Origin of the sequence: Ramlibacter aquaticus (assembly GCF_015159745.1) — a bacterium.
GTDB lineage: Bacteria > Pseudomonadota > Gammaproteobacteria > Burkholderiales > Burkholderiaceae_C > Ramlibacter > Ramlibacter aquaticus.
On sequence record NZ_JADDOJ010000108.1, the window covers coordinates 1 to 11,618 of the forward strand.

The 11,618-nt window shown below is 70.6% G+C and carries 13 protein-coding genes and 1 pseudogene; 4 read left to right on the forward strand and 10 right to left on the reverse strand.

Annotated features, from left to right (window positions below; all coding sequences use genetic code 11):
* The first annotated feature begins 34 nt into the window (after positions 1–34).
* Entirely contained in the window at positions 35–1,024 is a 990-nt protein-coding gene (locus IM725_RS18405) for a magnesium and cobalt transport protein CorA (RefSeq protein ID WP_193782096.1), read from the forward strand.
* A gap of 20 nt (positions 1,025–1,044) precedes the next feature.
* Here IM725_RS18405 and IM725_RS18410 read toward each other — a convergent pair whose 3' ends face one another.
* The 5 genes from IM725_RS18410 to IM725_RS18430 are packed head-to-tail and all read right to left on the reverse strand — an operon-like array spanning position 1,045 to position 6,329.
* On the reverse strand, positions 1,045–1,746 hold the full coding sequence (locus tag IM725_RS18410; protein ID WP_193782097.1) for a 5'-methylthioadenosine/adenosylhomocysteine nucleosidase: 702 nt from the start codon (positions 1,744–1,746) through the stop codon (positions 1,045–1,047).
* Positions 1,746–3,440 (reverse strand): long-chain-fatty-acid--CoA ligase, encoded by a 1,695-nt coding sequence (locus IM725_RS18415; protein WP_193782098.1) that lies wholly within the window; start codon positions 3,438–3,440, stop codon positions 1,746–1,748. The genes IM725_RS18410 and IM725_RS18415 overlap by 1 nt, the downstream gene beginning before the upstream one ends.
* A gap of 38 nt (positions 3,441–3,478) precedes the next feature.
* On the reverse strand, positions 3,479–4,903 hold the full coding sequence (locus IM725_RS18420; RefSeq protein WP_193782099.1) for an NAD(P)(+) transhydrogenase (Re/Si-specific) subunit beta: 1,425 nt from the start codon (positions 4,901–4,903) through the stop codon (positions 3,479–3,481).
* A complete protein-coding gene (locus tag IM725_RS18425; protein WP_193782100.1) occupies positions 4,900–5,208 on the reverse strand; it encodes an NAD(P) transhydrogenase subunit alpha in 309 nt (102 codons plus the stop codon). The genes IM725_RS18420 and IM725_RS18425 overlap by 4 nt, the downstream gene beginning before the upstream one ends.
* A gap of 5 nt (positions 5,209–5,213) precedes the next feature.
* Positions 5,214–6,329: a Re/Si-specific NAD(P)(+) transhydrogenase subunit alpha gene (locus IM725_RS18430; protein WP_193782101.1), complete on the reverse strand. Its 1,116-nt coding sequence runs from the start codon at positions 6,327–6,329 to the stop codon at positions 5,214–5,216.
* Positions 6,330–6,443: 114 nt separating this feature from the next.
* On the opposite strand from IM725_RS18430, the gene IM725_RS18435 reads away from it, so the two are divergent.
* Positions 6,444–7,589, forward strand: a complete 1,146-nt coding sequence (locus IM725_RS18435) for a metallophosphoesterase (protein ID WP_193782102.1) — start codon at positions 6,444–6,446, stop codon at positions 7,587–7,589.
* A gap of 65 nt (positions 7,590–7,654) precedes the next feature.
* The gene (locus IM725_RS18440; RefSeq protein ID WP_193782103.1) at positions 7,655–8,377 is read left to right on the forward strand and encodes a hypothetical protein; all 723 of its coding nucleotides are present in this window, start codon (positions 7,655–7,657) and stop codon (positions 8,375–8,377) included.
* On the opposite strand, the gene IM725_RS18445 is transcribed toward IM725_RS18440, so the two are convergent.
* Genes IM725_RS18445 through IM725_RS18460 form a run of 4 tightly spaced genes read right to left on the reverse strand, consistent with a single transcriptional unit; the run spans position 8,340 to position 10,638 of the window.
* Complete coding sequence (locus IM725_RS18445; RefSeq protein ID WP_193782104.1) at positions 8,340–8,951, reverse strand: diguanylate cyclase; 612 nt, start codon at positions 8,949–8,951, stop codon at positions 8,340–8,342. The genes IM725_RS18440 and IM725_RS18445 overlap by 38 nt on opposite strands.
* A gap of 11 nt (positions 8,952–8,962) precedes the next feature.
* The gene (locus tag IM725_RS18450; protein WP_193782105.1) at positions 8,963–9,388 is read right to left on the reverse strand and encodes an ExbD/TolR family protein; all 426 of its coding nucleotides are present in this window, start codon (positions 9,386–9,388) and stop codon (positions 8,963–8,965) included.
* Positions 9,385–9,810, reverse strand: coding sequence for an ExbD/TolR family protein (locus tag IM725_RS18455; RefSeq protein ID WP_227753929.1), 426 nt, complete (start codon positions 9,808–9,810; stop codon positions 9,385–9,387). The genes IM725_RS18450 and IM725_RS18455 overlap by 4 nt, the downstream gene beginning before the upstream one ends.
* Positions 9,811–9,813: 3 nt before the next feature.
* Positions 9,814–10,638: a MotA/TolQ/ExbB proton channel family protein gene (locus tag IM725_RS18460; protein ID WP_227753930.1), complete on the reverse strand. Its 825-nt coding sequence runs from the start codon at positions 10,636–10,638 to the stop codon at positions 9,814–9,816.
* A gap of 81 nt (positions 10,639–10,719) precedes the next feature.
* Between IM725_RS18460 and IM725_RS18465 the strand changes: the two genes are divergently transcribed.
* Entirely contained in the window at positions 10,720–11,220 is a 501-nt protein-coding gene (locus tag IM725_RS18465; RefSeq protein ID WP_193782107.1) for an NUDIX hydrolase, read from the forward strand.
* Here the strand turns inward: IM725_RS18465 and IM725_RS18470 are convergent.
* Positions 11,198–11,618: pseudogene (locus IM725_RS18470) on the reverse strand (hypothetical protein); the annotation flags it as partial. The gene IM725_RS18465 and the pseudogene IM725_RS18470 overlap by 23 nt on opposite strands.

Below are 11,618 nucleotides of genomic sequence, written 5' to 3' on the forward strand. Positions count from 1 at the left end.
GCCTCGCCCCCCTGTCCCGGAGCCCCGCGCCGCCATGCTGAACATCTTCACGCTCGCCAACGGACGGCTCGTCCAGGAGGAGATCGAGTCCCTGGAGGAGCTCTCGCGCTTCCAGCCGATCTGGGTCGACCTGGAGTCGCCCACCGTGGACGAGAAGCGCTGGGTCAAGCAGTACTTCGGCCTCTCGATCCCCGAGGACGCGATGGACGAGGACATCGAGGAATCGGCGCGCTTCTACGAGGAAGACAACGGCGAGCTGCACATCCGCAGCGACTTCCTGATCGCCGACGACGAAGCCCCGCGCACGGTGCGCGTCGCCTTCATCCTCAACCTGGTGAACGAAGCCCTGCGCAGCAAGGGCGTGCTGTTCTCCATCCACGACGAGGACGTGCCGGTGTTCCGCCTGCTGCGCCTGCGTGCGCGAAGGGCGCCCGGCCTGATCATGGACGCCAAGGAGGTGCTGCTCAAGCTCTTCGACGCCGATGCCGAGTACTCAGCCGACACGCTGGAGGGCATCTACGACGAGCTGGAGAAGGCCAGCCGCCGGGTGCTGGCCGGCGAGGTCAGCGACAAGCTCGCGCAGGAGGTGCTGGCCGCCATCGCCCACCAGGAAGACATGAACGGCCGCATCCGGCGCAACGTGATGGACACGCGGCGCGCCGTGAGCTTCATGATGCGCAGCCGCATGCTCAGCGCCGACCAGTTCGAGGAGGCGCGCCAGATCCTGCGCGACATCGAGTCGCTGGACAACCACACGGCCTTCCTGTTCGACAAGATCAACTTCCTGATGGACGCCACCGTCGGCTTCATCAACATCAGCCAGAACAAGATCATCAAGATCTTCTCTGTGGCCAGCGTCGCGCTGCTGCCGCCCACGCTGGTGGCCAGCATCTACGGCATGAACCTGCAGTTCCCGGAATTCGCGCTGCTGGGCCGCTGGGCCTACCCGTACGTGGTGTCGCTCATGTTCCTGAGCGCGGCCGTGCCCATGTGGTACTGCTACCGGCGCGGCTGGCTGCGCTGAGCGGCAGCGGCCGGGGGCCTTCAGCCTTCGAAGAACTCCCGCACGATGGCGGCCGAGTGCCGGCTCGCCACGTCGCGGATGAAGCTGAGGAAATCGCCGTGGGCTTCGTCGTCGGCCCGGTCGGAGATGGTGCGTACCGCGGCGAAGGGCACCCCATGGTCGTGGCAGACCTGGGCGATCGCCGCGCCTTCCATCTCCACCGCCAGCGCCTGCGGCAAGGCCAGCTGCAGCGCGCGGCTCTCGGCGGTGGTGGAGACGAAGCGGTCGCCGCTGGCCACCAGCCCGCGGTGCACCGCCACGCCGGGCAGCGCCCGGAAGGCCGCCAGCGACAGCTGCTCGGACAGCCCGGGGTCGGTCGGGAAACGGCTCATGCCGTAGAGCGGGACCTCGTAGCGCGGAAAGATGGGCGAGGCGTCCATGTCGTGCTGCACGAAGCTGTCGGCGACCACCACATCGCCCACCTTCACCCCTGGGGCCAGCCCGCCCGCCACGCCGGTGAAGAGGATGCGGCCCACGCCGAAGCGGTGCACCAGGGTCGCCGCGGTGGTCGCGGCAGCGACCTTGCCGACGCGCGAGAGCACCACCACCACCGGCTGGCCATGCAGCTCACCGACGTAGAAGTCGCGCCCGCCCACGCTCTCGCGCTGCTCGTCCGGCATCAGGGCCAGCACGGCGGCCAGCTCCTGGTGCATCGCCGCGACGACGGCGGTGCGCGCGGCCATCACTGCACGCGGGAGGGGCTGCGCAGCTCGCGCCGCAGGATCTTGCCGACCGGCGTCTTGGGCAGGTCGTTGCGGAACTCGATCACGCGCGGCTGCTTGTAGCCGGTGAGGTTCTCGCGACAGTAGTCGCGCACCTGCTGTTCGGTGAGCGCGGGGTCCTTGCGCACGATGACCAGCTTCACGGCCTCGCCGGTCTTCTCGTCGGGCACGCCCACGGCCGCGCACTCCATGACGCCGGGCATCTGCGTGACCACGTCCTCGACCTCGTTGGGGTACACGTTGAAGCCGCTGACCAGCACCATGTCCTTCTTGCGATCCACGATCTTGAAGTAGCCCAGCGCGTCCATCACGCCCACGTCGCCCGTCTTGAAGAAGCCGTCGGGCGTCATGACCTTGGCCGTCTCGTCGGGGCGCTGCCAGTAGCCCGCCATGACCTGCGGGCCCTTGATGGCGATCTCGCCCGGCTGGCCCATGGGCACGTCGCGGCCTTCGTCGTCCAGCAGTTTCATGGACGTGCTGGGCAGCGGCACGCCGATGGTGGCGCTGAAGCGCTTGCTGGTGCTGGGGTTGCAGCTTGCCGAGGGCGAGGTCTCGGACAGGCCGTAGCCCTCGCAGATGGGGCAGCCGGTCTTCTCGAGCCAGAGCCTGGCCACCGCCGCCTGCACCGCCGTGCCACCGCCGACCGAGATCTTCAGGTGGCTCCAGTCGACCTTGCCGAAGTCGGGGTGGTTGGCCAGGCCGTTGAAGAGCGTGTTGACCGCGGGGAAGCTGTGGATGCGGTACTTCGACAGTTCGGCCAGCACCGCCGCCAGGTCGCGCGGATTGGGGATGAGGATGAGCCGGCCGCCCGTGCGCAGGCTCAGCATCATGCAGACCGTGAAGGCGAAGATGTGGTACAGCGGCAGCGCGCACACGGTGGTGGACTGCTCGCCCGCCGGGACCTTGTCCATCACGGGCTGGTTCCAGGCCTCGGACTGCAGCACGTTGGCGATGATGTTGCGGTGCAGCAGCACCGCACCCTTGGAGACGCCGGTGGTCCCGCCGGTGTACTGCAGCACCGCGACGTCCTCGGGGCCGATGTCAGGCTTGCGGAAGGCCGCCTGCCGGCCGCGCCGCACGGCATCGTTCCAGCGCACGGCCGACGGCAGGCGCCAGGGCGGCACCAGCTTCTTCACGCGGCGCACCACGTAGTTGACCAGCGTGCCCTTGAGCGTGCCCAGCATGTCGCCCATGGCGGCGACGACCACGTGCTGCACGGGGGTCTGGGCGATGCACTGCTCCAGCGTGTGCGCGAAGTTCTCGATGATGACGATCACCCGCGCGCCCGCGTCCTTGAGCTGGTGCTCCAGCTCGCGGGCGGTGTACAGCGGGTTGACGTTGACCACCACGTAGCCGGCGCGCAGAATGGCCGCGACCGCGATCGGGTACTGCGGCACGTTGGGCATCATCACCGCCACCCGGTCGCCGCGCGCCAAGCCCAGGCCCTGCAGGTAGGCCGCGAAGGCCTGCGAGAGTGCATCGGTCTGGGCGAAGCTGAAGTCCCGGCCCATGAAGCAGTAGGCCGTGCGCTCGCCGTAGCGGCTGTAGGCCTCCTCCATGAGCTGGACCAGCGAGCCGTACTGCCCCGCATCGATCTCGGCGGGCACGCCTTCGGGGTAGGCCGCCAGCCAGGGGCGCGCGCTCGACGCTTCCATCGCTTTGTCTCCGTGTTCTGTTCGCGAGCGCCGATTCTCTACTCGATTGCCTTGACCATGTCCTCGACCACCTTCTTGGCGTCACCAAACACCATCATGGTCTTGTCCATGTAGAACAGCTCGTTGTCCAGGCCGGCATAGCCCGCCGCCATGGAGCGCTTGTTCACGATCACGGTCTTGGCCTTGTAGGCCTCCAGGATGGGCATGCCGTAGATGGGGCTGCCCTTTTGCAGCGCGGCCGGGTTCACCACGTCGTTGGCGCCCAGGATGATGGCCACGTCGGCCTGGCCGAACTCGGCGTTGATGTCCTCCATCTCGAAGACCTGGTCGTACGGCACCTCGGCCTCGGCCAGCAGCACGTTCATATGGCCCGGCATGCGGCCGGCCACCGGGTGGATGGCGTAGCGCACGTTCACGCCGTGCTCGGTCAGCTTGAGCGCCAGCTCCTTCACGGCGTGCTGGGCGCGGGCCACGGCCAGGCCGTAGCCCGGCACGATGATCACGGTCTCGGCGTTGCCCAGGATGAAGGCCGCATCGTCGGCACTGCCGCTCTTGACGCTGCGCTGCACCGCGCCGCCGGCCGCCGCCTGCCCGGCCTCCCCACCGAAGCCGCCCAGGATCACGTTGAAGAACGAGCGGTTCATCGCCTTGCACATGATGTAGCTCAGGATCGCGCCCGAGCTGCCCACCAGCGAGCCGGCGATGATCAGCATGCTGTTGTTGAGCGAGAAGCCGATGCCGGCCGCCGCCCAGCCGGAGTAGCTGTTCAGCATCGACACCACCACCGGCATGTCGGCGCCGCCGATGGGGATGATGATGAGCACGCCCATCACGAAGGCGAGGGCCAGCATGCCGTAGAAGAAGGCGCCGTGCTGCGTGGCCACGAAGCCCAGGCCCAGCGCCACCGTCAGCAGGCCCAGCACCAGGTTGAGCTTGTGCTGGCCGGCAAAGACCACGGGCGCCCCCTGGAACAGGCGGAACTTGTAGGTCCCCGACAGCTTGCCCCAGGCGATGACCGAGCCCGAGAAGGTGATGGCGCCGATGGCGGCGCCCAGGAACAGCTCCAGCCGGTTGCCGCCCGGGATGGGATCGCCCTTGGCCAGGCCCTGCAGCAGCGCGTGCGGCTCGGTGACGGCCGCCACCGCGATGAACACCGCGGCCAGGCCGATCATGCTGTGGAAGAAGGCGACCAGCTCGGGCATCTTGGTCATCTCGACCGTCTTGGCGCGCCAGGCGCCGTAGGCGCCGCCGGCCACCAGGCCCAGCAGCACCCAGACCATGCCCTTGCCCTGCCCTGACAGCTCCACGATGAGCGCCGCCGTGGTGAGCACGGCGATGGCCATGCCGGTCATGCCGAAGAGGTTGCCCCGGATGGAGGTCGTCGGGTGCGACAGGCCCTTCAGGGCCTGGATGAAGCACACCGAGGCTGCCAGGTACAGCAGCGTGACGAGGTTCATGCTCATTGGCCGGCCCCCGTCTTCTTCTCCTTCTTCCTGAACATCTCCAGCATGCGCCGGGTGACCAGGAAGCCGCCGAAGATGTTGACCGCGGCCAGCGCCACGGCCAGCACGCCCATGGAGCGGCCCAGCCAGGTGTCGGTCATGCCGGCGGCCAGCATGGCGCCCACGATCACGATGGCGGAGATGGCGTTGGTCACGGCCATGAGCGGCGTGTGCAGCGCGGGCGTGACGGTCCAGACCACGTGGTAGCCGACGTAGATCGCCAGCACGAAGATGATCAGGTTGATGATGGTGTGGGAGACTTCCATGGCGCTCACTTCCTCTTGACTTCGCCGCCCTGGGTCACCAGGCAGGCGGCGACGATGTCGTCGTTCATGTCGATGTGCAGCTTGCCTTCCTTGTCGATCACCAGCTTGAGGAAGTCCAGCACGTTGCGCGCGTAGAGCGCCGAGGCGTCGGCCGCCACCAGCGCCGGCAGGTTGGTCTCGCCGACCAGGATCACGCCATGCTTGGCCACGGTCTTGCCCGGCTCGGTCAGCGGGCAGTTGCCGCCCTGGGGCGCGGCCAGGTCCACGATCACGGAGCCGGCCTTCATGGACCGCACCATCTCTTCCGTCACCAGCACCGGCGCCGGGCGGCCCGGGATCAGCGCGGTGGTGATGACCACGTCGGCCTGCGCCACGCGCTTGGCCACCTCGGCCTTCTGCCGCTCCAGCCAGGAGGGCGGCATGGGCCGGGCGTAGCCGCCCACGCCCTCGGCCGCTTCCTTCTCTTCCTGCGTCTCGTAGGGCACGTCGATGAACTTCGCGCCCAGCGACTCGACCTGCTCCTTGACGGAGGGCCGCACGTCGGACGCTTCGATCACCGCGCCCAGGCGCTTGGCCGTCGCGATCGCCTGCAGGCCCGCCACGCCCACGCCCAGGATGACCACGCGCGCGGCCTTCACCGTGCCCGCGGCCGTCATCAGCATGGGGAAGAAGCGCTGGTAGTGGTTGGCGGCCAGCATCACGGCCTTGTAGCCGGCGATGTTGGCCTGCGAGGACAGCACGTCCATGCTCTGGGCGCGCGTGGTGCGCGGCGCCGCCTCGAGCGCGAAGCCGGTCAGCCCGGCCGCGGCCAGCCGCTGCAGGCCCTCGGCATCGAAGGGGTTGAGCATGCCCACCACGGCGGCGCCCTTCTGGAAGGCCGGCAGCTCTTGCGCCTGCGGCGGCCTCACCTTCAGCACCAGCTCGCAGGCCAGGGCCTGCGACTGCTCGCAGATCTCGGCGCCAACGGCCGCATAGGCTTCGTCCGTGACGCTCGCGGCCAGGCCGGCACCGGACGCGACGCGCACGGTGTGGCCCTGGGCCTTGAGCTTCTTTGCCGTCTCGGGCGTGACGGCCACGCGGGTCTCGCCCGCCGTGGTTTCGGCGGGAACGCCGATCAACATGGGTATCTCCTCGTCCAAGCGAGCCTGCGGCCCGTATTCTGACCCGCAGCTTACATGAAGCTCGGCCTTGGCCGGGCTGGTGTTTGCGAAGACCGTCCCCACCTAGACCCTTCCATGTCCCTCACCCTCCTCTTCGGCCTGTCGGCCGCGCTGCACTTCTACATCGGCCTGCGCATCGCGCCCTGGCTGGGCACGGGCGCCTGGGCGGCGGCCTTCGTGCTGGTGCTGGTGCTGTCCTTCCTGCTGACGCCCATGGGCATGCTGGCGCGGCGCTGGCTGCGCCCGCCCGTCTCCGACACCGTGGCGGCGATCGGCCTGAGTTTCATGGGGCTCTTCTCCTCGCTGCTGGTGCTGACGGTGCTGCGCGAGGCCCTGCTGGCCCTGGGCTGGGCCGTCCATGCCCTCGCCCCGGGCTGGGCGGACCCGGCCGGCTGGCGCGCGGCCAGCGCCGAGGCCGTGCCGCCGCTGGCGCTGCTGGTCACCCTGCTCGGCTTCTGGAACGCGCGCCGCACCGCCCCGGTGAAGACGGTCGAGGTGCCGCTGGCGGGCCTTCCCCAGGCCCTGCACGGCTTCACCATCGTGCAGATCAGCGACATCCACGTGGGCCCGACCATCCGCGGGCCCTACGTGCAGGGCATCGTGGAATCGGTGAACCGGCTCAAGCCCGACCTGGTGGCCATCACCGGCGACCTGGTGGACGGCCCCGTGCACGAGCTGGGCGCCCATGTGGCACCGCTGGCGGGCCTGGTGTCGCGCCACGGCAGCTTCTTCGTCACCGGCAACCACGAGTACTACTCGGGCGCCCTGCCCTGGATGGCCGAGCTGGACCGGCTGGGCATCCGCGTGCTGCACAACGAGCACGTGGTGATCGAGCGCCAGGAAGGCAAGCTGGTGCTGGCCGGGGTCACCGACTTCAGCGGTGGCCATTTCCACGACGACCACCGCAGCGACCCGCACGCCGCCATCGCCGGCGCGCCCCAGGATGCGCACGCCCGCGTCCTGCTGGCCCACCAGCCACGCAGCGCGACGGCGGCCGCCAGCGCGGGCTTCGACCTGCAGCTGTCGGGCCACACCCATGGCGGCCAGTTCCTGCCCTGGAACCTGTTCGTGCCCCTGCAGCAGCCCTTCACGGCCGGGCTGCACCGGCTGGACCGGCTGTGGGTCTACGTCAGCCGTGGCACCGGCTACTGGGGCCCGCCCAAGCGCTTCGGCGCCCCGTCGGAGATCACCCAGGTCCGGCTGGTGACCGCGTCGGCCTGAGTCCTACACGGAGGCGGGGGCGCGTCCTGCATGGCTCAGGCACGGCGACCCCGAACACTGCTGGCATGGCCCGCCTTGCATCCCTCACCTCCACGCTCTCCGGCGCCCGCGCCAGCAATGTCTGCTACCTGGGCGCCGCACGTTGCAGGCGCAAGTTCGAGATGTTCTACCCGGGCGGCTTCCAGGACCCGACCTACCTCGTGGCCGAACGCGCGCACAAGGAGCGCGCCCACCTCGAGTGGCAGGCCGAGCTCGGCCCGGTCCCCTTCCGCAAGCTGCTGGCACGCGGCGAATTCCGCCAGATCGCCGACACCGCGGTGCGCATCGAGTCGCGCACCAACCTGCTGTTCTCCTTCGAGCGCATGGCGCTGCGCGACGCGGTGAAGACGCAGGCCGGCGCGCGCCTGTTCGCCACCGAACTGCACGCCTTTCTGTGGGGCCGCGGCTCGGCGCAGCGCAAGTTCGACGACTGGGTGCAGGCCGTGGGCGACCTGCCGCGCCGCCAGACCCGGGTGCTGACCTGGCCGCTGGTGACGGTGTTCGGCTTCCTCGCGCGGCCTGACCGGCACCTCTTCCTGAAACCCCGCGTCACGCGCAGCGCGGCGCGCGACTACGGCTTCGAGTTTCCCTATGCGGCCGAGCCCAGCTGGCGCGTGTATGACGCGCTGCAGACCTTCGCCGCCATCATCCGCCGCGACCTGGACCGGCGGCCCGGCCTGCGCGCACGCGACATGATCGACCTGCAGTCCTTCATCTGGGTGCAGGGTTCGCCGGAGTACGAGGCCTGACAGGCTCCAGCCCGGGCTCCACGCGGGCCTGGGCACGGGCCTCGTCACGCGCCTTGCGCGCCGCGCGCGCCCCCAGGCAGGAGACGGTCTCCTGCAGGAGCGGCAGCAGCACCAGCGCCAGCACCAGCAGGCCGGCGGCGCCCAGCCAGGGCAGGGGCGGCAGCCCGGCGCGCGGGTGAAGCGCCCAGTCCAGCGGCTGCAGGCCGGGCCAGGCATCCAGCGCCAGCAGCGCGATCGCCACCAGCGGCAGCATCTCCTGCGCGCTGTGCACCAGCTGCTCGCCAGCCCCCACGTCCCGGCGCAGCGTGTTGTCGGCCAGGTCCCAGGCGGCGGTGGCCTCGTGCGCGAGGAAGAGCAGCAGCAGCAGGCCGAGCAGGCCGGCATCGGTCTCGAAGAACAGCACCAGCGCGATGCCCGCGCCCGACACCAGCGCCATCAGCCAATGCAGCGCGTTCTCGCCCAGGCCGCTGGTCAGGGCGATGGCGGTGCGCCGGTGGCAGACCCAGTCGGCAAAGCCGGCCAGGCACCAGAGCGGGAAGACGGCGAAGACGAGCAGGGTCAGGGGCGGCGACATGCCCATGGGATTCATTCGCGCGCGAACTGTTCCGAGCCGACCAGCCCGATCTTCTGCAGGCCCAGGCGCTGCGCGCTTGCCAGCGCGGCGGCCACCAGCGCGTACTTGGCGTGGCCCTGCGGCCGGATGTGGATCTCGGGTTGCTGCGGCTGCGCGGCCGCGTCCTGCAGCCGCTGCTCGAGTTCGTCGCGCCCGGACAGGGTGGTGCCGTTCCAGGCCAGGGTGCCGGCGGCGGTGATGTCGAGCTCGACCACCTGGGGCTCGACGGGCGGCGGCGCCGTGCTGGCCGCGGGCATGTCGATGCCCACCGCGTGCAGCTGCACCGGGATCGTGATGATGAGCATCACCAGCAGCACCAGCAGCACGTCCACCAGCGGCGTGGTGTTGATCTCGGCCATGGGCTCGTCCTCGGCCGCACCGTCCTGCAGCGGGATCATCGCGGCGGCTCCGTCAGGAAGCCCACGCGGGCCAGCCCGGCCTTCTGCGCCGCCACCACCAGCTCGCCGACGGCCTGGTAATCGGCACGCGCGTCGGCGCGTATGTGCAGCTCGGGCTGCGGCTGGCGGGCCGCGGCCTCGGCCAGCCGCGCCGCCAGCGCCGCCGGCGCCACGGGCTGGTCGAACCAGTAGCTCACGCCGCGCGCATCCACCGTCACGATCACGCTCTGCGGCGCGGCGGCCTGCGCGCGGTCGGGCTCGCGCGGCAGCTGCACCGCGATCGAGCTGTTCACCACCGGGATCGTGATGAGGAAGATGATGAGCAGCACCAGCATCACGTCCACCAGTGGCGTGGTGTTGATGGAGGCCAACAGCGGCGGCTCGGCCTCCGGCATCTGGTGCGGAAAGCGGATGCCCGCCATGGCTCAGGCGGCCGACGGCTCGGCGCGACCGCGCGAGGCGAGCAGCACGGTGTGCAGGTCGGCGCCGAAGGCACGCACGGTGTCCATGCCGACCTTGTTGCGGCGGACCAGCCAGTTGTAGCCCAGCACCGCCGGCACCGCCACCGCCAGGCCCAGGGCCGTCATGATCAGTGCCTCGCCGACCGGGCCGGCGACCTTGTCGATGGAGGCCTGTCCCGTCGCGCCTATGCGCACCAGGGCGTTGTAGATGCCCCAGACCGTGCCGAACAGGCCCACGAAGGGCGCCGTGGAGCCCACGGTGGCGAGCACCGCCAGCCCCTCCTGCGTGCGGCTGTGCACGACGGCGATCGCGCGTTCGATGCTCTGCGCGACCCAGGTGTTCAGGTCGACCTGGCCGATCAGGCCGTCGTGCCGGCGCGAGGCCTCCAGCGCCGATTCGGCGATGAAGCGGAAGGGGCTGCCCTTCTGCAGGCCCTCGGCGCCCTCGCGCACGGTGTTGGCCTTCCAGAAGCTGAGGTTCGCCGCGCGGCCCTGGCTGCCCATGCGCGATTGCGTGACGAGCTTGGTGACCAGCACGTACCAGCTGCCCAGCGACATGAGGGCCAGCAGCAGCAGGGTCAGGCGGGCGATCCAGTCGCCCTGCGCCCACAGCGCCTGCAGGCCGTAGGGGTTGGCCAGCGCCGGCGCGGCCGGCTGGATGAGGGGGAGCGCCGGCACGGCCGACGCGGCGCTCGCGGCGGCGGCGGCCTCTTGCGCCTGCGCGGCCACGGCCACGCAGAGCAGGGAACACAGGGCAAGGATCCGGAGCAGGTCGCGCAAGGACGGCATGGCGTGTGGCGGAGCTGGGACCCGGCCATTGTGGACCATCGCCGCCCCGCGCGGCGCGCTGCCCCATCGATAATCGTGCGCATGAGCACTGCATGGAAGCCCAGCGTCACGGTCGCCGCCATCATCGAGCGCGCGGGGCGCTACCTGCTGGTGGAAGAGCAGACCCGGCTGGGGCTCAAGCTCAACAACCCGGCGGGCCACCTGGAGCCGGGCGAAACCCCCGCGCAGGGCTGCGCGCGCGAAGCGCTGGAGGAGTGCGCGCACGATTTCCAGCCCACCGCCGTGGTGGGCATCTACCTGGCGCGCTCGCGCAAGAACAGCACCGGCGAGGACCAGACCTACCTGCGCATGGCCTTCGCCGGCGAGCTCGGCCGCCACCACCCCGATCGCGCGCTCGACGACGGCATAGAACGCGTGCTGTGGATGACGCTGGACGAGGTGCGCGCCAGTGCGGCGCGCCATCGCAGCCCGCTGGTGCTGCGCTGCATCGAGGACCATGCCGCGGGCGTGCGCCATCCGCTCTCGCTGATCTACAGCGACCCCGGCGTGCTGGCCCCGCTCACTTCGGGCACCGGCCGCTGAGCGCGCGCGCAGCCACCACCGGCGCGTTCAACAGGCCCCCCACCACGCCCGGCTTGTCGGGCGCATGCAGGCAATCCTGCACGGCGGCGTCTTCCACGTTGGCGGCCAGCGGGTCGCGTGGCGTGCCGCGCCGCAGCTGGGCGTTCGCCATGTCGGCGAGGCTGGGCCGCCGGGGCTGGGCGTAGGGGCCCGGCAGCGGCGGATAAGGCGACACCACCACGGGCGGCGGGGCCGGGCGCACCGGCGCAGGAGGCGCCGTGGGTGCGCTGCCCCAGCCGCCAGGCGCGGGCACGGCCACGGTGGGCGCACCCTGCGCCTCGCGCGAGCCGGGGGCCACCGGCACGTCCACGACCGGCCCCTGCAGGCGCTGCGGCGCGGGGGCCGGTCGTGGACGTGCC